This window comes from Vibrio paracholerae (assembly GCF_037672085.1).
In the GTDB taxonomy this organism is placed as follows: Bacteria; Pseudomonadota; Gammaproteobacteria; order Enterobacterales; family Vibrionaceae; genus Vibrio; species Vibrio cholerae.
The window spans coordinates 727,477-753,135 of record NZ_JBBHLM010000002.1; the positions used below are offsets into that span (position 1 = coordinate 727,477).

At 47.4% G+C, this 25,659-nt stretch carries 25 protein-coding genes; 22 read left to right on the forward strand and 3 right to left on the reverse strand.

Translation table 11 applies throughout. The features are described from left to right. The first annotated feature begins 4 nt into the window (after positions 1-4). The 14 genes from bamA (at position 5) to R4537_RS08705 (ending at position 15,936) form a co-directional block, all read left to right on the forward strand. A complete protein-coding gene (gene bamA, locus R4537_RS08640) occupies positions 5-2,416 on the forward strand; it encodes an outer membrane protein assembly factor BamA (protein WP_001240964.1) in 2,412 nt (803 codons plus the stop codon). Positions 2,417-2,430: 14 nt separating this feature from the next. Beyond that, on the forward strand, positions 2,431-2,940 hold the full coding sequence (locus tag R4537_RS08645) for an OmpH family outer membrane protein (protein ID WP_071179158.1): 510 nt from the start codon (positions 2,431-2,433) through the stop codon (positions 2,938-2,940). A 9-nt stretch (positions 2,941-2,949) separates the two neighbouring features. Next, complete coding sequence (gene lpxD / locus R4537_RS08650) at positions 2,950-4,002, forward strand: UDP-3-O-(3-hydroxymyristoyl)glucosamine N-acyltransferase (RefSeq protein ID WP_071179157.1); 1,053 nt, start codon at positions 2,950-2,952, stop codon at positions 4,000-4,002. 108 nt (positions 4,003-4,110) lie between these two features. Next, the gene (fabZ, locus tag R4537_RS08655; protein WP_001027757.1) at positions 4,111-4,542 is read left to right on the forward strand and encodes a 3-hydroxyacyl-ACP dehydratase FabZ; all 432 of its coding nucleotides are present in this window, start codon (positions 4,111-4,113) and stop codon (positions 4,540-4,542) included. 1 nt (position 4,543) lies between these two features. Then, positions 4,544-5,332: an acyl-ACP--UDP-N-acetylglucosamine O-acyltransferase gene (lpxA, locus tag R4537_RS08660; RefSeq protein WP_000581103.1), complete on the forward strand. Its 789-nt coding sequence runs from the start codon at positions 4,544-4,546 to the stop codon at positions 5,330-5,332. Positions 5,333-5,492: 160 nt separating this feature from the next. Next, positions 5,493-6,632 carry a lipid-A-disaccharide synthase gene (gene lpxB, locus R4537_RS08665; RefSeq protein ID WP_032481846.1) on the forward strand — a complete coding sequence of 380 codons (1,140 nt, stop codon included), beginning with the start codon at positions 5,493-5,495 and terminating at the stop codon, positions 6,630-6,632. Positions 6,633-6,656: 24 nt separating this feature from the next. Continuing rightward, the gene (gene rnhB, locus R4537_RS08670) at positions 6,657-7,277 is read left to right on the forward strand and encodes a ribonuclease HII (protein ID WP_032481847.1); all 621 of its coding nucleotides are present in this window, start codon (positions 6,657-6,659) and stop codon (positions 7,275-7,277) included. 38 nt (positions 7,278-7,315) lie between these two features. Further along, positions 7,316-10,795 carry a DNA polymerase III subunit alpha gene (dnaE, locus tag R4537_RS08675; protein WP_071179156.1) on the forward strand — a complete coding sequence of 1,160 codons (3,480 nt, stop codon included), beginning with the start codon at positions 7,316-7,318 and terminating at the stop codon, positions 10,793-10,795. 54 nt (positions 10,796-10,849) lie between these two features. Continuing rightward, complete coding sequence (accA, locus tag R4537_RS08680; RefSeq protein ID WP_071179155.1) at positions 10,850-11,809, forward strand: acetyl-CoA carboxylase carboxyl transferase subunit alpha; 960 nt, start codon at positions 10,850-10,852, stop codon at positions 11,807-11,809. A gap of 123 nt (positions 11,810-11,932) precedes the next feature. After that, a complete protein-coding gene (tilS, locus tag R4537_RS08685) occupies positions 11,933-13,255 on the forward strand; it encodes a tRNA lysidine(34) synthetase TilS (RefSeq protein WP_071179154.1) in 1,323 nt (440 codons plus the stop codon). A gap of 35 nt (positions 13,256-13,290) precedes the next feature. After that, positions 13,291-13,614, forward strand: coding sequence for a c-type cytochrome (locus tag R4537_RS08690; protein ID WP_071179153.1), 324 nt, complete (start codon positions 13,291-13,293; stop codon positions 13,612-13,614). A gap of 389 nt (positions 13,615-14,003) precedes the next feature. Next, complete coding sequence (locus R4537_RS08695; protein ID WP_001210057.1) at positions 14,004-14,528, forward strand: phenolic acid decarboxylase; 525 nt, start codon at positions 14,004-14,006, stop codon at positions 14,526-14,528. Between the two features lie 159 nt (positions 14,529-14,687). Beyond that, positions 14,688-15,026 carry a nitrogen regulatory protein P-II gene (gene glnB / locus R4537_RS08700; protein WP_000717795.1) on the forward strand — a complete coding sequence of 113 codons (339 nt, stop codon included), beginning with the start codon at positions 14,688-14,690 and terminating at the stop codon, positions 15,024-15,026. 64 nt (positions 15,027-15,090) lie between these two features. Further along, positions 15,091-15,936, forward strand: a complete 846-nt coding sequence (locus R4537_RS08705) for an endonuclease/exonuclease/phosphatase family protein (protein WP_002032748.1) — start codon at positions 15,091-15,093, stop codon at positions 15,934-15,936. Here the strand turns inward: R4537_RS08705 and R4537_RS08710 are convergent. Both R4537_RS08710 and gloB read right to left on the reverse strand, forming a co-directional pair. Further along, positions 15,925-17,547, reverse strand: a complete 1,623-nt coding sequence (locus R4537_RS08710) for a LysM peptidoglycan-binding domain-containing protein (protein ID WP_002032746.1) — start codon at positions 17,545-17,547, stop codon at positions 15,925-15,927. The genes R4537_RS08705 and R4537_RS08710 overlap by 12 nt on opposite strands. Positions 17,548-17,618: 71 nt before the next feature. Then, complete coding sequence (gene gloB / locus R4537_RS08715) at positions 17,619-18,377, reverse strand: hydroxyacylglutathione hydrolase (RefSeq protein WP_071179152.1); 759 nt, start codon at positions 18,375-18,377, stop codon at positions 17,619-17,621. A 37-nt stretch (positions 18,378-18,414) separates the two neighbouring features. On the opposite strand from gloB, the gene R4537_RS08720 reads away from it, so the two are divergent. Continuing rightward, a complete protein-coding gene (locus R4537_RS08720; RefSeq protein WP_071179151.1) occupies positions 18,415-19,146 on the forward strand; it encodes a class I SAM-dependent methyltransferase in 732 nt (243 codons plus the stop codon). A gap of 89 nt (positions 19,147-19,235) precedes the next feature. Here R4537_RS08720 and rnhA read toward each other — a convergent pair whose 3' ends face one another. Beyond that, entirely contained in the window at positions 19,236-19,706 is a 471-nt protein-coding gene (gene rnhA / locus R4537_RS08725) for a ribonuclease HI (protein WP_001041877.1), read from the reverse strand. A gap of 56 nt (positions 19,707-19,762) precedes the next feature. Between rnhA and dnaQ the strand changes: the two genes are divergently transcribed. The 7 genes from dnaQ (at position 19,763) to R4537_RS08760 (ending at position 25,635) form a co-directional block, all read left to right on the forward strand. After that, positions 19,763-20,506, forward strand: coding sequence for a DNA polymerase III subunit epsilon (gene dnaQ, locus R4537_RS08730; RefSeq protein ID WP_071179150.1), 744 nt, complete (start codon positions 19,763-19,765; stop codon positions 20,504-20,506). A gap of 8 nt (positions 20,507-20,514) precedes the next feature. After that, positions 20,515-21,774, forward strand: a complete 1,260-nt coding sequence (locus R4537_RS08735; RefSeq protein WP_071179149.1) for a TIGR03503 family protein — start codon at positions 20,515-20,517, stop codon at positions 21,772-21,774. Positions 21,775-22,218: 444 nt separating this feature from the next. Beyond that, entirely contained in the window at positions 22,219-23,163 is a 945-nt protein-coding gene (locus R4537_RS08740) for an MBL fold metallo-hydrolase (protein ID WP_407047519.1), read from the forward strand. Next, positions 23,156-23,470, forward strand: coding sequence for a hypothetical protein (locus R4537_RS08745; protein ID WP_001085081.1), 315 nt, complete (start codon positions 23,156-23,158; stop codon positions 23,468-23,470). Before R4537_RS08740 ends, R4537_RS08745 begins: the two co-directional genes overlap by 8 nt. Then, positions 23,458-24,300, forward strand: coding sequence for an MbnB/TglH/ChrH family RiPP precursor modification enzyme (locus R4537_RS08750; protein WP_071179147.1), 843 nt, complete (start codon positions 23,458-23,460; stop codon positions 24,298-24,300). Before R4537_RS08745 ends, R4537_RS08750 begins: the two co-directional genes overlap by 13 nt. Continuing rightward, complete coding sequence (locus R4537_RS08755) at positions 24,293-25,039, forward strand: HvfC family peptide modification chaperone (RefSeq protein WP_071179146.1); 747 nt, start codon at positions 24,293-24,295, stop codon at positions 25,037-25,039. Before R4537_RS08750 ends, R4537_RS08755 begins: the two co-directional genes overlap by 8 nt. Further along, the gene (locus tag R4537_RS08760; protein ID WP_071179145.1) at positions 25,036-25,635 is read left to right on the forward strand and encodes an HvfX family Cu-binding RiPP maturation protein; all 600 of its coding nucleotides are present in this window, start codon (positions 25,036-25,038) and stop codon (positions 25,633-25,635) included. The genes R4537_RS08755 and R4537_RS08760 overlap by 4 nt, the downstream gene beginning before the upstream one ends. The last annotated feature ends 24 nt before the right edge of the window (positions 25,636-25,659 follow it).

Here is a 25,659-nt window from a genome sequence, read left to right on the forward strand (position 1 = left end):
CAATATGGCGATGAAACAGATTCTGCTCGCGACATTGCTTGCCACGAGCGTGTCGGCGAATGGTGCCGAAAAATTTGTGGTACAGGATATTCAGATTGATGGCCTGCAAAGGGTCGCTTTGGGTGCTGCATTGCTGAAAATGCCCGTTCGAGTCGGTGACAGTGTCGATTCGCAAGATGTAGCAAACATCATCAAAGCGCTCTATTCCTCAGGTAACTTTGAGGATGTCAAAGTATTGCGCGATGGTAATACCTTGATGGTACAAGTCAAAGAGCGCCCGACCATTGCGAGCGTGTCGTTTTCTGGCAACAAAGCGATCAAAGATGAGCAACTCAAGCAAAACTTGGAGGCTTCCAGCATCCGAGTTGGCGAAGCCTTGGATCGCACGACACTTAGCAATATTGAAAAAGGCTTAGAAGATTTTTACTACAGCGTGGGTAAATATAACGCGACCGTGAAAGCGGTAGTAACCCCATTACCGCGCAACCGTGCTGACCTTAAGTTTGTCTTTACTGAGGGCGTTTCCGCTAAGATCCAACAGATCAACTTTATCGGCAACCAAGTGTTTAGCGATGAAGAGTTACTGTCACGCTTTAACCTTAACGTCGATGTCGCATGGTGGAATTTCCTCGCCGATGATAAGTACAAGAAGCAAGTGTTGGCTGGCGATATTGAAGCGCTGCGCACTTACTATCTGGATCGTGGTTATCTCAAGTTTCAGGTTGATAGCACACAAGTGGCCATCTCTCCCGATAAAAAGGGCGTGTACATCACGCTGAACTTGAATGAAGGTGAGCCGTACACGGTGAGCAAAGTGCAGTTCCGTGGTGAATTGATGGGTAAAGAGGCCGAGTTTACTTCTCTTATCCCATTTGAAATCGGCGAAACCTATAACGGTTCTGCGGTGACTAGACTTGAAGAGAGTGTTAAGAAAGTGCTTGGGGAATCTGGCTACGCCTATCCACAAGTGCGCACCATTCCTGAGTTTGATGACGAAAAGCAGCAAGTGTCACTGGTGGTTCATGTCGAAGCGGGTAAACGTGTTTATGTGCGTGATATCCGTTTTGTGGGGAACAACAGCACTCGTGATGAAGTTTTACGCCGTGAAATGCGTCAGATGGAAGGCTCTTGGCTCAACTCAAAAGACATCGAAACCGGTAAGACTCGTCTCAATCGTTTAGGCTTCTTTGAAACAGTAGAAGTACAAACGGTGCGTGTGCCGGGTAGTGAAGACCAAGTGGATCTCGTTTACAGCGTAAAAGAGGCGAACTCAGGCAACGTCAACTTCGGTGTCGGTTACGGCACTGAATCTGGGGTGAGCTTCCAAGTCGGTCTGCAACAAGACAACTTCTTAGGTTCGGGTAACCGTGTTGGTGTCAATGCGATGACCAATAAATATCAGAAAAACTTGACTCTAGAATATCGAGATCCTTACTGGAACCTCGATGGTGTCAGCTTGGGCGGCAAAGTTTTCTATAACCAGTTTGAAGCTTCTGAAGCAGGTATTGTTGACTATACCAACGAAAGTTACGGAACCAGTTTGACTTGGGGTTTCCCATTTGATGAATTGAACCGATTTGAGTTTGGTATTGGGTACACCCACAACAAGATTGGTAACTTAACGCCTTACCTGCAAGTGGAGAACTTCCTTGCTGCGCAGGCAAGTAACATCGATTCTAACGGTAATTTGCTGACCGATGACTTCGATATCAACTTATCTTGGACACGTAATAACCTCAATAGCGGCTACTTCCCGACGGCGGGTAACCATCAGCGTGCTTTCTACAAAATGACAGTGCCTGGGTCGGATGCGCAGTACTTTAAGCTGCAATATGATGTTCGTCAGTATTTCCCGTTGACCAAGAAACATGAGTTTTCCTTACTGCTGCGTGGGCGTTTAGGCTACGGTAACGGCTATGGTCAAACGGATGGAAAAGATAACTTGTTCCCGTTTTATGAGAACTTCTATGCGGGCGGCTTTACCTCATTACGTGGTTTTGGGTCAAACTCAGCAGGTCCAAGATCGGTATACCGTGACTACTCGGGTTCAAACAATGGCTCAGATACAGCGACTAAAGATTCAGTTGGCGGAAACGCGATTGCTTTAGCGAGTGTTGAACTGATTGTCCCAACACCGTTTGCTTCTGATGAGGCTCGTAGCCAAGTTCGGACCAGTGTGTTCTACGATATGGCGAGTGTTTGGGATACTGAATTTGATTACCGTGGTCGAGCAGATTACGGAGATCAATATTATTACGACTACTCAGACCCAAGTAAGTACCGCTCATCTTATGGTGTGGCACTACAATGGGTCTCACCAATGGGTCCTTTAGTTTTCTCATTGGCTAAACCGATTAAAAAGTATGAGGGTGATAAAGAAGAATTCTTCACCTTCACTATTGGAAGAACCTTCTAGGAGAGGAACATATTTTGAACAACATGATTAAAGCAGCAGGCATTGGCCTAATTATTCTTAGCTCATCAATGATTGCGAATGCGGCTGAAGCTGCGCAGAAAATTGGCTACATCAATACTGCGCAAGTGTTCCAAGCGCTGCCGCAACGTGAAGTCGTTTTGCAAAAGATGCAAAATGAGTTCAAAGATAAAGCTGCGGAACTGCAATCTATTCAAGCAGATGCCAAAACCAAAATCGAAAAGCTTAAGCGTGATGGTCAATTGATGGGACAAGATGAGGTAGAAAAACTACGTATCGAAATCGGTCAATTGGACAGCAAATACAAGATCAAAGCGCAAGCTTTAGAAGAAGCGTCTGCTCGTCGTGAAGCCGAAGAGAAGCAAAAACTGTTTAAAGTGATCCAAGATGCAGTGAAAAAAGTGGCTGAGAAAGAAGGCTACGACATCGTGCTAGACACGAGCTCAATGCAATACGGTAAGCCAGAACACAATCTGTCTGAGAAAGTTATTAAAGCCATTAAATAATCGAAAATTATGACCACACTCACTTTAGCCGAATTGGCTACTATCACCGGGGGGGAGTTGTTCGGTGATCCAACAGCACTGGTCAGTGCCGTTGCGCCTATGGATAAGGCACAGCTTGGACATGTGACATTCTTGTCTAATCCTAAATACAGTAAGCACTTAGGTGATTGTAAAGCCACGGTGATCATGGTGAAAGCCAGTGAGCGAGAACTCTGTCCGAGTAACGCTCTGGTGGTTACCGATCCGTATGTTGCATTCGCTAAAGTGGCTCAGGCGCTGGATTCAACTCCTTCTCCTGCACACGGTATTGCACCGAGTGCTGTGATTGCTGAAGATGCAAAGTTAGGCCACAACGTTTCGATTGGGGCAAATGCGGTCATTGAGTCAGGTGTTCAGCTTGGCGATAACGTGGTGATTGGTGCTGGCTGTTTTATCGGTAAACAAGCGCGTTTGGGCGATAACACTAAGCTTTGGGCTAATGTAACGATTTACCACAAAGTGGAAATCGGCTCAGATTGTTTGATTCAATCTGGAACCGTGATTGGTGCTGATGGCTTTGGCTATGCTAATGAGCGTGGCGAGTGGATTAAAATTCCGCAGCTTGGCTCTGTACGTATTGGTGATCGCGTTGAGATTGGTGCTTGCACCACCATCGATCGCGGCGCGCTGGATGATACGGTGATTGAAGATAACGTGATCATCGATAATCAGCTGCAAATCGCTCACAACGTGCACATCGGATATGGTAGCGCGCTGGCGGGTGGTACCATCATCGCCGGCAGTACACGCATTGGCAAGTACTGTATTATTGGTGGCGCTAGCGTGATTAACGGCCATATCGAGATTGCTGATGGCGTGACCATCACTGGCATGGGTATGGTGATGCGCAGTATTGAGGAGAAGGGGATGTACTCTTCGGGTATTCCTCTGCAAACCAATAAAGAGTGGCGTAAAACGGCCGCTCGCGTACACCGTATTGAAGATATGCATAAGCGACTGAAAGCTTTAGAAAAGTTGCTTGAGCAATCCGACACGGTACAGCCCGATAACTCTCAAGCTTAATCAGCTAGTTTCAAAGGCTCGCACATTGCGAGTCTTTTCGCTGTTGGGTATTCCCTTATTTTTCTATTTATAAACAGGATGATGACTTTGACTACTGATAAGAAAACGATGAATATCACTGAAATTCAATCGCTTCTGCCTCACCGCTATCCATTTTTACTGATTGATCGCGTGACCGACTATGAAGAAGGTAAATACCTGATTGGTTTGAAAAATGTTTCAGTGAATGAGCCTCAGTTTACGGGTCACTTTCCACAACTGCCGGTTTTCCCCGGTGTATTGATTTTAGAAGCCATGGCTCAAGCCACTGGTCTGTTGGCGTTCAAAACCTTTGGTGCGCCAAAAGAGAATGAACTGTACTATTTTGCCAGCATTGATGAAGCTAAGTTCCGTAAGCCAGTGACACCGGGAGATCAACTGATGATTGAAGTTGAATTCCTTAAAGAGCGTCGTGGTATCGCGCTGTTTAACGGCGTGGCCAAGGTCGATGGTGATGTGGTCTGCTCTGCTCAACTGAAATGCGCACGTCGAGAGTTTTAAGATGATTCACGAAACTGCACAAATTCACCCAACTTCTGTCGTGGAAGAGGGCGCTATCATTGGTGCCAACGTTAAGATTGGTCCTTTCTGTTTTGTCGACAGCAAAGTCGAGATCGGTGAAGGCACTGAGCTGCTGTCGCACGTTGTGGTCAAGGGGCCAACTAAAATCGGTCGCTTCAACCGGATTTTCCAGTTTGCTTCAATTGGTGAAGCGTGTCAGGACCTGAAATACGCCGGTGAAGATACGCAGCTCATCATTGGTGATCGCAATACGATTCGCGAAAGCGTCACCATGCACCGCGGTACAGTGCAAGATAAAGGCATCACTATCGTGGGTAGCGACAACCTATTTATGATCAACGCTCACGTTGCGCATGACTGTGTGATTGGCGATCGCTGTATTTTTGCCAACAACGCGACCTTAGCGGGTCACGTCAAAGTGGGCAACCAAGCGATTGTGGGGGGCATGTCCGCCATTCACCAGTTCTGCCATATTGGCGATCACTGTATGCTGGGTGGCGGCTCTATTGTGGTGCAAGATGTGCCACCGTACGTGATGGCGCAAGGTAACCACTGTGCACCGTTTGGTATTAATGTGGAAGGCTTAAAACGCCGTGGCTTTGATAAAGCGGAAATTCATGCGATTCGCCGTGCCTACAAATCCTTGTACCGCAATGGTTTGACTCTTGAAGCAGCCAAGGCTGAGATTGCCCAAGAAGCTGAGCAGTACCCTAGTGTGAAACTGTTCCTCGATTTCCTTGAGAAATCTGAGCGTGGCATTATTCGCTAATTTGTTTAGTGAGTGAGCTAACCAAACTATTTAAAGATCGCTGCTGACTCAGCGATCTTTTGCATTTTTGTACTCTGGCGAGTGTCAAGACAGGGGAGATACCACCCAAGTGGCGAAGGCTTGAGTATCGATCAGCGCATGATGAACTGCGGAGGAAACCGTGAATAGACCATTACGGATTGGCATAGTTGTTGGGGAGCTCTCTGGCGACACCTTAGGCGAAGGCTTTATCAAAGCGATACGTGCTCGTTACCCAGATGCTGAGTTTGTGGGCATCGGTGGGCCGAAAATGAACGCACTTGGCTGTCAATCTCTGTTTGATATGGAAGAGTTGGCCGTGATGGGTTTAGTGGAAGTGCTTGGCCGCTTGCCACGCCTGCTGAAAGTCAAAGCCGAGCTGGTTAAGTATTTCACCGCCAATCCGCCGGATGTTTTCGTGGGTATCGATGCGCCGGATTTTAATTTACGCCTTGAGCTGAGCCTTAAACAAGCGGGGATCAAAACCGTACATTACGTCAGTCCATCAGTGTGGGCGTGGCGACAAAACCGCATTCATGGCATTGCCGCAGCGACGCATTTAGTGCTGGCCTTTCTTCCATTTGAGAAAGCGTTTTACGACAAATTCAATGTGCCTTGTGAGTTTATCGGTCATACCTTGGCGGATTCGATCCCGTTAGCGTCCGATAAGTTAGCCGCTCGCCAACTGCTTGGTCTGGATGAGCAGCGCCGCTGGTTAGCCGTTTTGCCGGGCAGTCGTGGCAGTGAAATGAAGATGCTCGCGGAGCCTTTTATCGCCACCTGTCAAAAACTGCAGGCGCGCTATCCAGATCTTGGCTTTGTGGTGGCTTTGGTGAATGCCAAACGTCGTGCGCAATTTGAACAGGCTTGGCAACAAGTCGCTCCTGAGCTGAATTTTGTGCTGGTGGATGATACCGCGCGCAATGTGATTACGGCAGCCGATGCGGTGATGCTTGCCTCCGGCACGGTAGCCTTGGAGTGCATGCTGCTTAAACGCCCTATGGTGGTCGGTTATCGCGTGAATACCTTTACGGCCTTTTTGGCCAAACGTCTGCTGAAAACGCCGTATGTCTCTTTGCCGAACATCTTGGCTGGAGAGGAACTGGTGAAAGAGCTGCTGCAAGAGCATTGCACCGTCGACAACCTTTACCATGAAGTGAGCCGTTTACTCGAAAGCGACAACCAAGCCTTGATGGACAAATTTACCGAAATGCATCAATGGATCCGTAAAGATGCGGATCAGCAAGCGGCGCAAGCTGTGCTGCATTTGATTCAGAAATAACATTAACCAGATTGAGAACATACCATGGCGAAGAAACCAAGCATTGAGCTGCCTCCCTTTGAGATTCCTGCAGGTTATGCCTTGATTGCTGGAGTGGATGAAGTCGGGCGCGGCCCACTGGTGGGGGATGTCGTCACGGCAGCGGTGATCCTTGACCCTAATCGGCCGATTAGGGGCTTGAATGATTCCAAAAAGCTCAGTGAGAAAAAACGCTTAGCCCTGTTTCCTGAGATTCAGGAAAAAGCCTTAGCTTGGGCTGTGGGGCGCTGTTCACCGCAAGAAATTGATGAGCTGAACATCTTCCAAGCCACCATGGTTGCAATGCAGCGCGCCGTCGCAGGGTTGCGCATTCAGCCTGATTTGGTATTGATTGATGGCAATAAAATTCCCAAGCTCCCAATTGAGGCGCAAGCCGTGGTTAAAGGCGATCTGCGTGTCGCGCAAATCAGTGCCGCTTCGATTATTGCCAAAGTGATCCGCGACCAAGAGATGGAAGCGCTGGATAAGCAATATCCTCAGTTTGGTTTCGCCAAGCACAAAGGTTACCCAACCGCCGCGCATTTTGCTGCCATTGAGCAGCATGGGGTGATTGAGCAGCACCGTAAAAGTTTTGGCCCAGTAAAACGTGCTCTTGGTATAGAATAGAGCGCAATTGCGTTTCCTAAGATTTGGATACTCCTTGCATGTCAGACCCAAAGTTCATCCACTTACGTATACACAGTGATTTCTCTATGGTGGATGGTTTGTCCAAAGTCCCGCCATTGGTGAAAAAAGTGGCGGCAATGGGCATGCCCGCAATGGCCTTGACCGATTTCACCAACCTGTGTGGCTTGGTGAAGTTTTACAGCACCGCGCATAACTGCGGGGTTAAGCCGATCATTGGTGCCGACTTTACTTTGCAATCGGAAGAGTTCGGTGATGAGCTGACCAAACTGACCTTGCTTGCTAAAAACAATGTCGGTTACAAAAACCTCACCTTATTGATTTCTAAAGCCTATTTGCGTGGCCATGTCCAGCATCAACCTGTGATTGATAAAGCGTGGTTGGTCGAGCATGCCGAAGGGCTGATTGTGCTCTCGGGAGGCAAAAGTGGCGAAGTGGGGCGCGCATTACTCAAAGGCAACCAACAACAAGTAGAAAGATGCATTGAGTTTTACCAAACTCACTTTGCCGATCATTTCTATCTAGAGCTTATCCGCACTGGCCGTGCCGATGAAGAGAGCTACTTACATTTTGCGCTGGATGTGGCAGAGCAGTACGACTTGCCCGTCGTGGCAACCAACGAAGTGGTATTTATCACTGAAGAGTCGTTTGAAGCCCACGAAATCCGAGTCGCGATTCACGATGGTTATACGCTGGAAGATCCACGCCGTCCAAAAAATTACAGTCCGAAGCAGTATCTGCGCAGCGAAGCGGAGATGTGTGAGCTGTTTGCGGACATTCCAGAAGCGTTAGCCAACAGTGTCGAGATTGCCAAACGTTGTAACGTGACCGTACGTTTGGGCGAATATTTCCTACCTAACTTCCCAACGGGCGGGATGGCGATTGAAGATTTTCTGGTGATGAAATCTCGCGAAGGGTTGGAAGAGCGACTCGAATTTCTTTTCCCAGATCCAGAAGTTCGTGCCAAGCGTCGCCCTGAATACGATGAGCGTTTGCAAATCGAGCTCGATGTGATTAACCAGATGGGCTTTCCCGGATACTTCTTGATCGTGATGGAGTTTATCCAGTGGTCAAAAGATAACGATATTCCAGTCGGTCCGGGACGGGGCTCGGGGGCGGGCTCATTGGTAGCGTATGCACTGAAAATCACCGACCTTGATCCGCTGGAATACGATCTGCTGTTCGAGCGTTTCTTAAACCCAGAGCGGGTCTCCATGCCCGACTTCGACGTCGATTTCTGTATGGATAAGCGTGACCAAGTGATTGATCACGTAGCGGAAATGTATGGTCGTGATGCGGTATCACAAATCATCACCTTCGGTACTATGGCGGCGAAAGCGGTGATTCGTGATGTGGGGCGCGTGCTTGGTCATCCGTTCGGTTTTGTCGATCGCATTTCCAAATTAGTGCCACCCGATCCGGGCATGACGCTCGAAAAAGCCTTTATTGCTGAGCCTGCACTGCAAGAGCTGTATGACGCGGATGAAGAAGTCAAAGAGCTGATCGACAAGTGTCGTATTCTGGAGGGCTGTACCCGTAACGCCGGCAAGCACGCGGGGGGCGTGGTGATTTCACCCACCGCCATCACCGATTTTGCGCCGATTTACTGCGATGCTGAAGGTAACTTCCCGGTTACTCAGTTCGATAAGAACGATGTAGAAACCGCTGGTCTGGTCAAATTTGACTTCTTGGGGCTGCGTACGCTCACCATTATTGACTGGGCTTTGGGCTTAGTGAACCCACGCTTGAAAAAGGCGGGCAAACCACCAATTCGGATAGAGGCGATCCCGCTCGACGATGCGCGCTCTTTCCGTAACCTACAAGATGCCAAAACCACCGCGGTATTCCAGCTCGAATCGCGCGGTATGAAAGAGCTGATTAAGCGACTGCAACCCGACTGTTTTGAAGACATCATCGCTCTGGTGGCGCTGTTTCGTCCGGGGCCGCTGCAATCGGGCATGGTGGATAACTTTATCGACCGTAAGCATGGCCGAGAAGCCATCTCTTATCCGGATGAAAAGTGGCAACATGAATCGCTCAAAGAGATCCTAGAGCCGACCTACGGCATCATCCTCTATCAGGAGCAGGTGATGCAGATCGCGCAGGTGCTGTCGGGTTACACCTTGGGTGGGGCAGACATGCTGCGCCGTGCAATGGGTAAGAAAAAGCCAGAAGAGATGGCTAAGCAGCGCGCCGTTTTCCAAGAAGGGGCGGAGAAAAATGGCGTCGATGGTGAGTTGGCGATGAAAATCTTCGATCTGGTGGAAAAATTCGCCGGATACGGATTTAACAAATCGCACTCTGCCGCTTATGCGCTGGTTTCTTACCAAACCTTATGGTTGAAAACCCACTATCCAGCCGAGTTTATGGCGGCGGTAATGACCGCGGATATGGACAACACGGAAAAAGTGGTTGGTCTAGTGGATGAGTGTAAAAACATGGGGTTGACCGTGTTGCCACCGGACATCAACTCGGGTCTTTATCGCTTTAACGTCGATGACAATGGCGCGATTGTTTATGGTATCGGCGCAATTAAAGGGGTGGGTGAAGGCCCGATTGAAGCGATTTTGGAAGCTCGCAACAAAGGGGGATATTTCAAAGATCTGTTTGATTTCTGCGCGCGGATTGATCTGAAAAAGGTCAACAAACGGGTAATTGAAAAACTGATCTTGGCTGGCGCGCTGGATAGATTGGGCCCACATCGCGCAGCCATGATGGCCTCAGTGGATGATGCGGTGCGTGCGGCAAGCCAACATCACCAAGCGGAAGCGTTTGGACAAGCGGATATGTTCGGCGTACTCACGGATGCGCCAGAAGAAGTCGAGCAGAAATACACGCAAGTGCCAGAATGGCCAGAAAAAGTGCGTTTGGAAGGGGAGCGCGAGACGCTTGGGCTCTATCTCACCGGCCATCCGGTGGATGAATACCTGAAAGAGCTCACCAAATACACCAGTTGCCGTTTGAATGAAGCCGCACCAACCCGGCGTGATCAATCCTTAACCGTTGCCGGATTGGTGATTGCAGCGCGGGTGATGACCACCAAACGTGGCACGCGAATTGGTTTAATGACTTTAGATGACCGTTCGGGCCGTATGGAAGTGATGCTTTACTCGGAAGCACTCGATCGGTATGCAGAATGGTTAGAAAAAGATAAAATTTTGGTGGTTTCCGGACAGGTCAGCTTTGATGACTTCAATGGCGGACTTAAAATGTCGGCGCGCGAGGTCATGGACTTGGGCAGCGCGCGTGAAAAATTTGCCCGCGGTTTATCGATCTCGATTTTACAGTCGCAGATTGATCAACAATTTTTTGAGCGTTTTAGTCACATACTAGAACCTCACCGCGCAGGAACCGTACCTGTCAATGTATACTACCAGCGCCCTGATGCGCGAGCGCGCCTGACGTTAGGCACAGAGTGGCGAGTCACGCCAAGCGATACATTGTTAGACGAATTAAAGCAGCTACTTGGTCATGATCAGGTAGAACTCGAATTTAACTAAAATTCAGCCAGTGCGCACTGAGAGTGGCATGGCTGAGTCACAAAGGATCGATAGATGAGCCTCAATTTTCTTGATTTTGAAAAACCGATTGTCGAACTGGAAACGAAAATTCAGGCGCTGCGTGATGTGTCTCGTCACAGCACAAGCGCATCCGTAGATCTGGATAAAGAGCTAGAACAGCTTGAGAAGAAAAGCCTTGAGCTGAAAAAGAAGATTTTCAGTGACTTAGGTGCATGGCAAGTCGCGCAATTGGCGCGTCATCCACAACGTCCTTATACGCTGGATTATCTCAAACACATTTTTACTGAGTTTGATGAACTGGCGGGCGATCGCGCCTATGCCGATGACAAAGCGATCGTGGGCGGTATTGCACGTCTTGAAGGGCGTGCGGTCATGGTGATTGGTCACCAAAAAGGTCGTGAAACTCGTGAAAAAGTGAAACGTAACTTTGGTATGCCAAAGCCAGAAGGCTACCGCAAAGCGCTGCGTTTGATGGAAATGGCTGAGCGTTTCAATATGCCTATCATCACTTTCATTGATACCGCGGGCGCATACCCAGGTGTGGGTGCAGAAGAGCGCGGTCAGTCGGAAGCGATCGCCAAAAACCTTAAGGTGATGTCAGGCCTGAAGGTGCCAGTCATCTGTAACGTGGTGGGCGAAGGTGGCTCTGGTGGTGCGTTGGCGATTGGTGTCGGTGACTATGTGAACATGCTGCAATACTCAACCTACTCAGTGATTTCACCAGAAGGTTGTGCGTCTATTCTGTGGCGTGATTCTGATAAAGCGCCACAAGCGGCAGAAGCGATGGGTCTGATTGCTCCACGTTTGAAAGAGCTGGAATTGATTGACGAAATCATTGAAGAGCCACTGGGTGGTGCGCATCGTGATCATAAACAGACAGCAGAGAATGTCAAAGCCACGCTACTGCGTCAGTTGGCCGATCTGGATGCACTGGATCACGAAAACTTGCTGGAGCGCCGTTATCAACGTTTGATGAACTACGGTTACTGTTGATTATTTCATCGCGCAGTAGCGGTGGAATATCCACATATAGAAAGGGTTGGCTTAGGTCAACCCTTTGGCTTTTCTAGGCTCAAGGGGTAAACTTGAGCCACTTTTCTCAACTCTCTGTGGTTTATGGACGATCTCTATCTCCACTTTGTGCAGCAATTAGCTCACTATCCTTTTCGCAAACTCCTTCTCGCCCTGAGCGGCGGTGTGGATTCGCGGGTACTGCTTGCCCTTCTGGCGTATGGGCGTGATGAGTTTGGTTGGGATGTGGACGCGGTTCATGTTCATCATGGGTTGAGTCCGAACGCCGATCAGTGGGCGCAGCATTGCCAACGCTGTTGTCGTGAAGTTGGAATGGCATGTCAAATCGAATATGTACAGCTGGATGTGGCAAGTGGTGAAAGTATTGAGAAACTGGCGCGAGAGGCGCGTTATCGAGTCCTTGCTCCGCATGTGAATGCGCAGACACTGTTGTTACTTGGGCAGCATGCTGACGATCAACTGGAAACTTTTTTACTCGCATTAAAGCGCGGCAGTGGCCCAAAAGGGCTGGCCGCAATGGCTGCTTATGCCCCGTTTGCCGAGGGACATTTGCTCCGCCCTCTATTAACCGTCTCACGTCAACACATTGAAGCCTATGCCAAGCAGCACAAACTCACTTGGGTTATCGATGAAAGTAATGCAGATATCCGCTACGAGCGCAATTTTCTACGCCATCAGGTGACACCTATACTTACCGAGCGCTGGCCGAGCATTCGCCAAGCTGTGCAACGTAGTGCTGAGCTGTGTGCAGAACAAGAAGCGCTGCTGCAAGAGTTTTTAGCTGAAGCATTAAAAAAGGCGATCACTGCTGAGGGCGGATTGTCGATCGCCGTTCTGGCTGAGGGCAGTGAGGGGATGCGCCGACAACTGATCCGAGCTTGGTTTGCACACCATAGGCTACCGATGCCGAGTCGTCAGCACACGGAACGTATTTGGTGTGAAGTGGCGCTGGCGAGTGAGGATGCCAATCCAAAATTAAAGTTGAACAAGATTGAGGTGCGCCGTTTTCAGCACTGTCTGTACCTTGTGCCACCAGAGATTGATCTCTCTGGTTGGCGCAGTGGCTTGGTGCCTGAGCAATATTTGCTATTGCCGCAAGGTCTAGGTCATATTCAGTTGACCAGCAAGGCGGGTGGCAACATCAAGCTGCCCGATGATCAGAGTCAATTATGGGTTAGCTTTGATCCACAAGGGCTAGAGGCTTGTCCGGTTGGGCGGGTGGGTTCGCGCAAACTCAAAAAACTGTTTCAAGAATATGGTGTGCCGAGTTGGCTGCGACGGCAAACCCCCATCCTCATGTACCGAGATAGAGTGGTGTGTGTCGCGGATTTATTCGTAGATCGTGATTGGAGTGGGCAAGATTGTGAGTTGGTTTGGTTCAAATCTCATGATTATGTGCCAAAATAAATTCATAACCACACATAATCTATAGGGATAATTACATGGGTAAAGCAATGAACAAAATGGTTATAGCCCTCGCTTTGGGTGGCTGTGTTGTGTCTGGTGCCGCTTTGGCGGGGGATGTGGCTGCTGGGCAAGCGAAAGCCGCGGTTTGCGCAGCGTGCCACGGCATGGATGGTATTGCCGTTATTCCCGGCTACCCAAATCTTAAAGGGCAGAGTGAGCAATACTTGATTAGCTCCGTTAAAGCTTACAAAAATAAAGAGCGCACAGGTGGCTTGGCTGCAGTGATGCAAGCGCAATCCATGATGCTCAGTGATGAAGATATTGCTAATCTGGCTGCTTATTACGCCAGCTTGAAGTGATCATTATCCGCTTCGTACTTAAAGCGGCAGCGGTGTTGGCTAGGTTCGTTCATCTCTATCACATAGTGTGCCTATGCTCATGGAGATGAACCGACTTACTGCCTACCTGCAGTGCCAAGTCGTTCGGGAATAACTTCTATTATGCTTCGTTTGGCACCTATCAATGAATACGTGCCCACACCTAAAGTTCGCGAGTGTTATCTGCGGACTTTTTGCCTTTTTCAGCCTTCACTCTTTTTATCCGTGCATTTTATCTGTGCATTGTTGTGGCACAGCATACAAATCTCACATTCATTTCACTTTTGATTGCAACCAATCTCAATAATTTATGCTCTCAATGCGTGGGAATGATCCCGATCGTCATGATGACCTGTCGTAGAGGAGCGGCCATGAGATTTGAACGAAATGATTTAAGTGGATTTTTAGGGAAGAGTTTTATCTATAACTATGATCAGGGTTGGCGTTATGAGCTGTATGTGAAAAATGCGACCACCATAGATTATCGAGTCCATTCTGGGATTGTTGGTGGGCGATGGGTGAAAGATCAAACCGTGCATATCTCACGAGTTGGGGCGGCCATTTATCGGGTTTCTTGGGCTGAGCCAACCGGAACCAGCGTCGCTCTCACCTTAAACTTAGAGGATTATGTCGTGCATGGCGCTATTTACTTTCCTCGTTGGATTGTTGATGAGCCTGAAAAAATTGCTTGCTATCAAAATGACCATCTCCCGCTCATGGAAGCGTACCGTGATGCCGGGCCTATCTATCCAACCCATGTGATCGATAGCTTTGCGACCTTGATTTATATGCGTGATTGCGGCCTCAATAATGAACAAGTGATTAACTGCCCACCCAGTGAGCTTGCTGAGGATTATCCTTTCTGTTTAGCCGATAAAAACTTACTGCCAGCCTAAGTGTCGTCATGGCGTAAGCTGATGAAGATGGCTTTAGGAGCAAGGAAAAGTCTATAGTGGCTTGAGTAACAAAAGGAAAAATTACTCAAGCACTTTGGTTGATTGTTGGTTATGGCTGACAGATAATGCCGAGCACTGACAGTCGTTTAAGGGATGAACATGAAAAAAATCGAAGCCATCATCAAGCCGTTTAAACTCGACGATGTCCGCGAGGCGTTGGCCGAAGTCGGCATCACAGGTATGACAGTGTCTGAAGTCAAAGGATTTGGCCGTCAGAAAGGACACACTGAACTGTACCGCGGTGCTGAGTATATGGTCGATTTCCTGCCTAAAGTGAAGCTAGAAATTGTGGTCACCGATGATGTGGCGGATCGCTGTGTCGACACCATCATTGAAACGGCTCAAACCGGTAAGATTGGTGATGGTAAAATCTTCATCACTAACGTTGAGCGTGTGGTACGTATTCGTACCGGTGAAGAGGATGAAGATGCAATTTAAGCATCCGTCCGATTACTTAATAATAAGGAGCTAAGGCTCCTTATTTTGTTTTGAGGGTAACTGAATGAAAAAACGTTACTGGATGGCTCCATTGTTGATAGCGGCGGCGGGACTGACCGCTTTCTGGTCTATCTTCACGATTCCTACTCAACCTGAATTAGTCACTATAGGGCGTAATCAGCAAGGCGAACCGCTGTTGTGCTATCAACATCCGCAGTCTGAAGTTTTGGATCTTGATGGAGAGCTCAATCTGCTCGTTTGGAATATCTATAAACAAAATCGTGCCAATTGGTCAACGCAGCTCACCGAATTGAGTCGTGACCAGCAATTACTCTTGCTGCAAGAGGCCAATATGACGCCTGCGTTTAAAGAGTGGATTCATCAATTAGGGTGGGATGGCACCCAAGCTCGAGCTTTTGAAGCGTTCGGAGAGGCGGCTGGAGTAATTAATCTCGCTAAAGTGATGCCAACCATGGCTTGTGCTTATACTCAGCTTGAACCGTGGTTGAGGCTGCCTAAATCGGCGATCTACGCACGTTATCGTTTAAGTGATGGGCAAGAGTTAGCCGTAGTCAATCTGCACGCAGTCAACTTCACTTATGGCACCCAAGAGTATCAACAGCAGTTGACCGCACTACTGGATGAGCTGCGTGATTTTACTGGCCCTGTGATTGTGGCGGGCGATTTTAACAGTTGGAGCGAGGCGCGTATGGCGCTGCTGAGTACTCAGCTTGCCTCCGTAGGATTGCAAGAAGTGCGCTTTTCGCCAGATAACCGCACGACGTTTATCAATGGCTTGCCATTAGATCATGTCTTCTATCGTGGATTGCAGCTTGAAAAAGCAGAAGCGCCCATATCGGACGCTTCTGATCATAATCCAATGTTAATCAGTTTCACCTTAATCAACTAGCATGGGATCTACGACTGGGCTGGTAAAGTTTGCCATATCGACTTGAATTTTTAGCTTTTGGCCCACTTTAAGCTGGTTTGTGGACAGTTCATTCCACTTACTAATGTCGCTGGTTTTAACTTTAAAACGTTTTGCAATACCGTTCAGCGTATCTCCAGAGCGAACTTGATAGACGACAGAGCGTATCGAGTTCTGCTTTGTCTCTTTCCAGATAACCAGTTTTTGTCCTTTTCGTAGTCCTTCTTTGGTTGATAAGTTATTCCACTGCGCTAACTGTTGAGATGAAACATTATACTGCTTGGCTAGGCTCCACAAACTCTCCCCTGAGGCGACAGTATGGTTAACTTGGTATTGCCCACGCGGAGTTTTGGTTGAATTTGTGGCGGGTGCTGCCGCAAGACGTTGAGCGTTTTTATTAGTGCTAATTGAAGTTGGTACTAATAATGAGTCTCCAATCTTAACTTGGTTGCTCTTGAGTTGGTTGGCCTGCTTTATTACGGCCATGTTAGTATTGTACTTAGCGGCAATCGTACCGAGAGTATCGCCTGATTTGACTTTATAGCGGACTAAACGAATATCTTTTCCGCGATTCTCTTCCACTGCCTGTTCAAAACGACCTGCATTATTTAATGGAATTAGTAAATGGTGGGGGCCTGTTGGGGCGGTAGCCCATTGACGATAAGCCGGATTTAGGCTCTTCAATTCTCTAGCTGTCATACCAGCATAATGAGCAGCAATCGCGAGATCTAGAGGCTCTTTGGGATCTACGCGCCTAAGGGCTGGGCTATTATCAATCGTTGGTAAACTGATGCCGTATTTCTCACTATTGGCTATCACATCTGCCAAAGCTAATACTCTGGGAACGTAATCCATGGTTTCTTTCGGTAGATTGAGAGAAAATAGATCGGTTGGTTTACCAGCTTTTTTGTTGGCTTGAATGGCTCTATCGACACGTCCTTCACCACTATTATATGCGGCAAGCGTTAGATACCAGTCACCATTAAAATGTTTGTTAAGCCGAGTAAAATAATTTAGAGCAGCATCCGTTGACGCTTCTACATCCATGCGCCCGTCATACCAAAAGTTCTGTTTTAAGCCATAAAGTTTGCCTGTTGAAGAGATAAATTGCCAAAGACCCGCTGCATTACTCGGCGACTGAGCTGATGGGTCAAAGGAACTTTCTAAAAATGGAATAAGGATCAATTCGAGTGGTAAACCCTTCTGCTCCATTTTTTCAGACAATAAATAGAGGAAAGGCTCAGCGCGAGCTGTGACGGACTCAATATGGTTAGTATTTTTAATAAACCATTGGCGATGCTTTTCTACGCTTGGATTATCGGGCACCTTGAGTTGAAACTGCATAACAATTCTCTGCCACATGTCCCCTTGCTGTTGTGGCGAGAGTGCTGCCTTTTCTGCCATACTCTCAGGCTCTTTAGCCTGTGCAGCAAGTGTAGCAGTTGAAGGCGGCTTACGCTTTGGCTTAACCTGTACAGACTCCGTTGATGGGGTCTCTACTTGGTAGTCATCTGATGTGGTCGTATCCACAGGTTGGGGGGATTGACAGCCGACGAGCAGCAATGCCAATACCCAACTGAATTTAACTCGCATGTAACACAGCCCTTAATCTTCTTAGCTGCTGATAATACTTGCCACTTTATCTTGGTGACAAGCTGCAAAAGTCAAAATTCATTCTTCCATTCACGTAATGCAGTAAATATTGTGAGCGAATCCAGTGTTGACACTTGGCTAGCCACTGAGCGAATGACGCTCGCCTCTTGCGTGCGTAAAAAAGGATTAACCCGTTTTTCACGCCCCAATGTGGTGGGCAATGTTGGCTGATTTTGTGCGCGTAAACGACTCACTTCATCACGATAAATATGCAGCTGTTCGTTTTCGGGCTCTACCGCTAATGCAAAAGCGACATTGGCGGCTGTGTATTCGTGTGCGCAGTAAACTTGAGTCTCTTCGGGGAGGCGGAGTAACTTATTCAATGAAGAAAACATCTGTTCCATCGTGCCTTCAAACACCCGCCCACAGCCTGCAGAAAACAGCACATCGCCACAAAACAGCTTGCCATCGCCAACGTAACCGATATGCCCTATGGTGTGCCCCGGCAGACCGAGAACCATAAATCGTTCATCAAACAGTTCGATCTGGTCGCCATCTTCTACCGGATGAGTCAGCGTTGGAATTGGCTCTTGCGCTGGTCCTACGACATGGATTTCGGGAAACTGATGTACAAGCTCAGCAACGCCACCAATGTGGTCGTGATGGTGATGGGTGATCAACACGGCTTTTAAGTTTAAGTCATGCTGTTTAAGGTAAGCGAGGACAGGTTCGGCACTGCCTGGGTCGACTACAGCACAGTCGCTATCGCGATTTTGAATCAGCCAGATGTAATTGTCGTCAAATGCGGGTATGCTTTTGATCTGTAACATGAGTTGTCTCCGGTTACCTTGATGAAGCGGGTGAGCAATGAAACCAGCACGCAGTGATAAAGCGTTTGAAAATCCACACTCATGGTCACAATTGAAAAATGGCCAATGGGTGAGCGAATCTATTCAGACCCGTTTAGATGAATGGTGCCCCAAACTTTTTGGTTACCATATGTTAAAGCTCGGCGGTCTGAGCTGTGAGCTTGCCAGTTGTTCTTGCAATATTCAACACCAAGTACACCTCGATATTGAAAATCCGTTGCATACGGTGATCGCAGATAAATATGAACTGCCATTTCTAGAGAAGAGTATTGATGTGGCGATTTTGGCGCATCAACTCGACTACAGTAACGATCCTCACCGTTTATTGCGGGAAGTTGATCGAGTGTTGATTGATGATGGTTATCTGATCATCACCGGTTTTAACCCCATCAGTTTTATTGGTTTAGCTAGTCTGATGCCTTGGCGCAGAAATAATTTGCCTTGGAGTGGGCGGATGTTTACCCCTAATCGAATTAAAGATTGGCTAAGCGTACTCAATTACCAAGTGGTTGCTTGCGATCAGTACGCCTTGTTTCCGATGCAGAAATACCGACCTTTTTGGACTTGGCTGGAAAACGGCTTAGGTGGCTCAAATTCACCTTTTGGCAGTCTGTATTTTATTGTTGCGCGCAAACGTACTTGCCCACTCAAGCCGATTCGTTCTAAATGGCGTTTGAAGCGAAGATTATCGCCGATTGGGGTCAACTATCGAGTTAATAGTAAGTCTTAATAGTAAGTCGCAGTTGTGACGCTCTTTTGAACTCTCATTCTAAGTCTCTGTGGTGCAAAACGAGTGCCGTTTTGCTGATTGAGCTTCTGTTATTTGGTTTCAGGTTGATAGCCGATGTCGTCTTCGGTGGGATTTTCGGCCGCTTGGCGGGCAAGCTCATCACACATTTCGTTTTCACGGTGTCCCGCGTGGCCTTTAACCCAGCGCCATTCGACTTGGTGGCGAGCGGTTTCTCTGTCAAGGGCTTGCCATAAGTCGGCATTTTTCACCGGTTTTTTGTCGGCAGTTTTCCAACCTCGCTGCTTCCAGTTGTGGATCCACTGGGTGATCCCTTGACGAACATACTGACTATCGGTTGTCAGGATCACGCGACAGGGTTCTTTAAGCGCCTGCAGAGCCATGACGGCGGCCAGCATTTCCATTCGGTTGTTGGTGGTGAGGCGATAACCGCGAGCAAGGGTCTTCTCGACTTGCTTATAACGCATCACGACGCCATAACCACCGGGACCTGGGTTGCCGAGGCAAGAACCATCTGTGAAAATTTCCACCTGTTTGTTCATGATTTGATACTATTGGGTCACGCAAAGAATTGGCATAGTCTGACATAGATATCCTGATGAATACTAGCAACAATGCAGAATACCAACGCATCGTGGTACTCGATACCGAAACCACAGGTATGAACCGCGAAGGCGGCCCCCATTATGAGGGGCATCGAATTATTGAGATCGGTGCAGTTGAAATCATCAACCGTAAACTCACCGGACGGCATTTTCACGTCTATTTAAAGCCGGATCGTGATATTCAATTAGAGGCAATTGAAGTTCACGGTATTACCGATGAGTTTCTAAAAGATAAGCCCGAGTACAAAGATGTCCATGAGGAGTTTTTAGACTTCATCAAAGGGGCTGAACTGGTTGCCCACAATGCGCCGTTTGACGTCGGCTTTATGGATTACGAGTTTGCTAAACTCGGTGGTGCGATCGGTAAAACCAGCGATTTTTGCAAAGTGACCGATACTTTGGCGATGGCCAAGCGGATTTTCCCCGGTAAACGCAATAACTTGGATATCTTGTGTGAGCGCTACGGCATCGATAACTCACACCGAACCCTGCACGGCGCTTTGCTCGATGCGGAGATTCTAGCCGACGTTTATCTATTGATGACCGGTGGGCAGACTTCACTGCAATTTTCATCGGCCACGCAAAATAGTGGGGATTTGAGCGCAGAATCGTTAAAACGTGCCCGTTCAGAGCGAAAAGCGTTAAAGGTTTTAGCGGCTAGCGCCGATGAACTACAAGCACATCAAGATCGTTTGGACATAGTGGCCAAAAGTGGCACTTGCCTATGGCGTAGTTAGGAGAGGTTATGTTGAGGATTCTCGCGGCGATAGTGGGATGTTTGATCAGTTTGAGTAGTTTAGCGACACAACAATCTAGCATGTCGCTACTCGATAACCGTTTTCGCGTTGATCCGACCATTACCCAAATCACCTTTGTGATTTACCGAGAAAAAGATTCTCAACCAGTCGTATTAGTTCGCCCTGATGGCAGCAAGTATTATCAGTGGCGTAACCCTGAAAATGTGCGCTGGTATCAAGAATCCTCGATGGACATCATCTCGATAGAGAATCCTATGCCTGGGCCTTGGCAGGCAATTGGTAAAGTCACACCAAAAAACAACATTAAACTAATCTCTAATCTTCAGCTCAAAACAGATGTGTTTCCTAGCCGTGTTTTTCAGGGAGAGGAAATGAAATTTACCGCTCGTTTGATTTCTGACGGTAAGCCTTTGCTATTAAGAGATTTTCTAGATCGAGTTAATCTCAAAGTTACTTTTACCAAATACATCGAAAATGAAGAATCGCTAGCTCGAGAAGCTCGACCAATTCCTGAGGTTTTAGGTGAATTTGCCGATGATGGCACTTTGCTTGATGAAAAGCCCGGAGATGGCGTGTTCACGGTCGCTTTAAAAATGGCGATTGAGCCAGGGAAATACCGTGTACGAATTACCTCAGGAAATGGCGTTTTTCTACGTGCGCAAGAGCAAGAAGTGTTAGTTTACCCAATGCCGATTTCGACCACTTTCATTCAATCGCGCTTAACGGGCGCACCGCATCAGGTGCTGTTTACGGGAGAGCAGGGGATGATTGACCCCGGTTCTGTTGTTGCTCATATTCGCCATCACCATCCTTATCAAGATGACTACATCACACAGGCGCAATCTGGCAAAGAATCTTTGACCGCTAAGTTGACCATTCCCTATGACGGTCAGTTTGGAAACTATTCTTGGGACGGAAACGTGTGGGCAACTGAGCTTGCTTCGCAGCGTGAACTCTATTTCCCGATCTCCGAGCAGACATACAGTGTTGTTGATGAGCTCAATATTGCCGAAGTGCGCCGAATTCAGGAAGAAGAGGAAGCTTTACGCCTTAAACAAGAGCAAGAGCTGCTGATCATTCAGATGCGCGAAGAGCAGCGTAGCCGTAACATGATGTACATCATAGTGGGTAATATCGTGGTACTGATCTTGGCATTAGCCGTTTGGTTTGTGCTGCGTAAGATCAAAATGAAAAAAGCCGCCGTACCGGAAATGCAGCTAAATATGCCGCCTAAGAAGGGTAAGTAAACACTTTTCTATTGTATACCCTTCCTACTTGAAGCTGCAGCGGTGTTGGCTACGTTCGTTCCCCCCAATCACATAGTTTATCTATGCTCATGGGGATTCACTCTCTTGCCGCCTAGCTGCAACTCCAAGTAGTTTTGGTATATAACCTTTTTATCTACAGAGCTTAAACCGCATAATTCATCATAAATACCCATCAATATAGGCTGATGGGTATCTCCCTTGTTGCCTACCTGTAATCCCAGTTTTATGAGTAACTATTTCCTATTTTTTAGCTTTCTGTTTAGTTTTATTAAACGGATAGTAAATTTTTTAAAATATACAAAACATTTATCCCTTAGTTAGGATGAGAGCGTTGCCTTGATGTAGATCAAACTTCTTCTCGTTCGTGTGTATTTTTCATCAAGGCTGACCTTCATTCATAAAATTAAGGTAGCTGAAATGAAAATTCTCACTCCAATAGCGTTGCTCACGCTATTAATATCGAGCCATGGCGTTGCTCATGCGCTAGAGCTAGAACCTTTGGATAAAGACTTTACTTTGCAAATCCTTGGCTCTGGTGGCCCAATTTCAGATGATCTGCGTTCTTCTTCTGCTGAAGTGATTTGGTGGAAGGGAAAGTCGAGAGTGATGATTGATGCTGGCGGCGGTTCATTTTTACGCTTTGGTCAGTCAGGATCCACACTCGAAGATTTAGATTTTTTGGGTATTACTCATTTCCACACCGATCACGTTGCAGACCTGCCGGCGCTGCTCAAAGGCGGCTATTTTTTTAAGCGAGAAGATCCACTTGATATCGCCGGTCCCCAAGCAGGTTCTGCCTTCCCAAGTCTTACCGGTTATATGAATGCTTTGTTTAATAGCAAAGATGGTGCTTATGCTTATTTAAATGGTCTGTATGATGGCAGTGATGGTTTATTCCCAGTGACCATCACCGATGTCCCCTACAAAACCACAACCCCAATCAAAGTCTATCAACAAGATGGTTTAACCATTTACGCGCTTGGTATTCCTCATGGCGATGTGCCGTGTTTAGCTTACCGTATTGAAAGTGATCAGGGCGTTATTGTTATTTCTGCCGATCAAAACGGCAGTAATCCTGCTTTTTATGACTTTGCCCAAGATGCTGACATCTTGGTGATGCCGATGGCGATTCATGAATCAGCGGATGATGTTTCTGCCTATATGCACGCAAAGCCTTCTGTGATTGGCGAAATTGCCGCAAAAATCAATCCTAAGCTTCTCGTGCTTAACCACTGGATGGGGGTTGGCCTGAAACATAAGGCAGAGTCCACCAAGATCATCAAACAGTTTTATCACGGTGAAGTGATTGCTGCCCGTGATCTCTCAAGCTACCCAATGAATTCTGTAAAGGAGATAACCCATGAATAGTAAAATTGCTTTATCGATTGCAATGACTTCCGTTATTGCTTTGCAGCCAGGTATGAGCTTTGCAGAAACATCCACAGAAGCTCCAGTTAGTGCGCAATCTACCTCTGGGCATGGTGGCAAATGCGCGGCTGGTAAATGTGGTACTGAAAAACGTTTTGAAAAGCAGGATTTAAAAAATGATCCCCAAGGGCGTTTAGTTCGTGCTCGTGACGGAAAGTGTGGCTTAACTGGCGAAGGGATAACACCTACCACAGAAACGGTTATTTTAACGAATAGTAAGATTACTGGTGGTGTATGCGGTCAATAGCACACACCTCCAAAGGGATTGGCTTACGTAGTGAACACGTCGATGTGCTGTGTCAGTTGTCTGAACATCCTGATATTGATTTCCTAGAACTTGCGCCAGAAAACTGGATGAACATGGGGGGCTTAAAGCGTGAGCAGTTACAGCAGATCGCTAAGCACTACCCTTTGATCGCGCATGGTCTAAGTTTGTCGATTGGGGATTGTCAGCCACTAAACACCGCTTTTGTGAGAAAAGTGGGGGCATTTTTAGACGAATTTAATATCGAGATTTACAGTGAGCATTTGAGTTTTTCACGTGATGTACAGGGGTACTTATATGAACTTCTGCCCATTCCGCGTTACAAAGAGAGCATCGCTTATTTAGTAGATCGTATTCACTGTGTCCAAGATATTGTGCAGCGTCCTTTGGTATTGGAAAACATCTCCTATTACCACAGTTACGGCAAGGAGATACCAGAAGGCGAATTTATTGCTGAACTGGTTGAGCTTAGTGGTTGTAAATTACTGATTGACATCAATAACTTGTATGTGAATAGTCGCAACCACAGTTACTGCCCGTTCGATATGCTTGCCACTTTACCCAGTGACGCTATCAGCTATTACCATATCGCAGGGCACTCAACAGAGCATGGAAATTTCTTGCTTGATACTCATGGTAAACCGGTGCCACAAGAGGTGATCGAGTTAGCACGTTATGCTTACGCTCATCAAGGATGTCACCCTCTATTACTTGAACGTGATCATCATGTACCTCCTCTTGTCGTTTTAACTGAAGAGTTACGCACTATCCATCACGAGATTATGCATGATGTGGAGTATGCCTATGCTTAAGCCACCGATGCGTATGAGTATGCCGATGCTCGAGCTGACGCGGTCGATTCGCTCTTTAGCTGAGCACAACGAGCCGCCGAGCAGCTATCGAGAGTTTATTCAAGAGAATATCTACTCGGTCATGAAGCATACTTTTCCGCTGTTTTGTGCTCAGTTAAATCAGCAAAGCCTCTGCACTTTGGCGGATGAATGGCTGGTGAGGCATGGCGCTACTGAGCCAGAGTTTCATCAGATTGCGAGCGAGTTGTTGCAGTTTATCCAGCAGCACAATGGCTACCACATCAACATGAATCTCAGTGCAGAGCAGATCGCACTGCTTGAATATGAATGGATCGTTTTCAACGCAGAAATGGATACGGCACATGTGCTGGATTTCAAGGTGTGTTGGGATGATGTTGCTGCGCAGCCACAAGGGTTTTGTTTACAACTGAATCCAACCTTAAAGCTGATTGAAGTGCCTTTTGTTGTTCATCCTGAATCGGTTACTTTTTTCACCCATCCACAAGAAAGGGTCTGTTATGGGGTATTTCGTCATGCCACACATCAGGTGGTATCGCAAAAGCTGAGAGATTTGGATATCGCATTGATTCAAATGATTCAAAGCAACCCAACATGCTCCGTCATGCAATTAGAGCAACAGATTGCTCAATCTCTCGCTAACTTCCATTTTTTGGCATGGGTCCAATCATTCGATTGGAAAGGACTCATTAGCCTACGTTTATTAGGAGAAACTCAATGATTCATACGATCCTTAATCGGTATGACCGCTTGACCGAAAAATGCAAAAAGTGGGATTTTATCGTCCTGTTCTCGGTTCGCCTTTTTCTTGTTCCAGTGATCTTTGTCGGTGCTCGTTCAAAAGTCTTAGGTTTTGCTGGAACCGTTGCCTGGTTTGGAGCCTCAACCGCCGAGGGTGGTTTAAATCTGCCTTTTCCTGAGCTACTGGCGTTTTTGGCGGCAGCAACAGAAGTGGTTGGCTGCATTTGTATCGCGCTGGGTCTCTTTACTCGAATTATGGCGATTCCCATGATTTTTATGATGAGTGTGGCGAGTGCAATGGTGCATTGGAAGCATGGCTGGGATGCGATTGCGACCAGCGGTATGGAAGCTACCATTCGTTTAAATGGCTTCATTGAATGGCTGGCGGTCAATTTTCCGGGCCGATACAACTACATTACCGAACTGGGTGATCCGGTCATGCTCAACAACGGGATGGAATTTGCTGTCACTTACTTTGTGATGTTAATGGTGCTTTTCATCTACGGTGGTGGTCGTTACGTTAGCCTCGATTACTGGCTAAAAAAACCATTCATCCGTACATCTCAAACCGCTTAACGCCTGACAATGCTCGGTGACTTG

Bases quoted from the DNA above. Each gene is read 5' to 3' on its own strand.
- bamA (WP_001240964.1), top strand. From the start codon at position 5: ATGGCGATGAAACAGATTCTGCTCGCGACATTGCTTGCCACGAGCGTG.
- lpxD (WP_071179157.1), top strand. From the start codon at position 2,950: ATGACCACACTCACTTTAGCCGAATTGGCTACTATCACCGGGGGGGAG.
- fabZ (WP_001027757.1), top strand. From the start codon at position 4,111: ATGAATATCACTGAAATTCAATCGCTTCTGCCTCACCGCTATCCATTT.
- lpxA (WP_000581103.1), top strand. From the start codon at position 4,544: ATGATTCACGAAACTGCACAAATTCACCCAACTTCTGTCGTGGAAGAG.
- rnhB (WP_032481847.1), top strand. From the start codon at position 6,657: ATGGCGAAGAAACCAAGCATTGAGCTGCCTCCCTTTGAGATTCCTGCA.
- dnaE (WP_071179156.1), top strand. From the start codon at position 7,316: ATGTCAGACCCAAAGTTCATCCACTTACGTATACACAGTGATTTCTCT.
- accA (WP_071179155.1), top strand. From the start codon at position 10,850: ATGAGCCTCAATTTTCTTGATTTTGAAAAACCGATTGTCGAACTGGAA.
- tilS (WP_071179154.1), top strand. From the start codon at position 11,933: ATGGACGATCTCTATCTCCACTTTGTGCAGCAATTAGCTCACTATCCT.
- R4537_RS08690 (WP_071179153.1), top strand. From the start codon at position 13,291: ATGGGTAAAGCAATGAACAAAATGGTTATAGCCCTCGCTTTGGGTGGC.
- R4537_RS08695 (WP_001210057.1), top strand. From the start codon at position 14,004: ATGAGATTTGAACGAAATGATTTAAGTGGATTTTTAGGGAAGAGTTTT.
- glnB (WP_000717795.1), top strand. From the start codon at position 14,688: ATGAAAAAAATCGAAGCCATCATCAAGCCGTTTAAACTCGACGATGTC.
- R4537_RS08705 (WP_002032748.1), top strand. From the start codon at position 15,091: ATGAAAAAACGTTACTGGATGGCTCCATTGTTGATAGCGGCGGCGGGA.
- R4537_RS08710 (WP_002032746.1), bottom strand. From the start codon at position 17,547: ATGCGAGTTAAATTCAGTTGGGTATTGGCATTGCTGCTCGTCGGCTGT.
- gloB (WP_071179152.1), bottom strand. From the start codon at position 18,377: ATGTTACAGATCAAAAGCATACCCGCATTTGACGACAATTACATCTGG.
- R4537_RS08720 (WP_071179151.1), top strand. From the start codon at position 18,415: ATGAAACCAGCACGCAGTGATAAAGCGTTTGAAAATCCACACTCATGG.
- rnhA (WP_001041877.1), bottom strand. From the start codon at position 19,706: ATGAACAAACAGGTGGAAATTTTCACAGATGGTTCTTGCCTCGGCAAC.
- dnaQ (WP_071179150.1), top strand. From the start codon at position 19,763: ATGAATACTAGCAACAATGCAGAATACCAACGCATCGTGGTACTCGAT.
- R4537_RS08735 (WP_071179149.1), top strand. From the start codon at position 20,515: ATGTTGAGGATTCTCGCGGCGATAGTGGGATGTTTGATCAGTTTGAGT.
- R4537_RS08745 (WP_001085081.1), top strand. From the start codon at position 23,156: ATGAATAGTAAAATTGCTTTATCGATTGCAATGACTTCCGTTATTGCT.
- R4537_RS08750 (WP_071179147.1), top strand. From the start codon at position 23,458: ATGCGGTCAATAGCACACACCTCCAAAGGGATTGGCTTACGTAGTGAA.
- R4537_RS08755 (WP_071179146.1), top strand. From the start codon at position 24,293: ATGCTTAAGCCACCGATGCGTATGAGTATGCCGATGCTCGAGCTGACG.
- R4537_RS08760 (WP_071179145.1), top strand. From the start codon at position 25,036: ATGATTCATACGATCCTTAATCGGTATGACCGCTTGACCGAAAAATGC.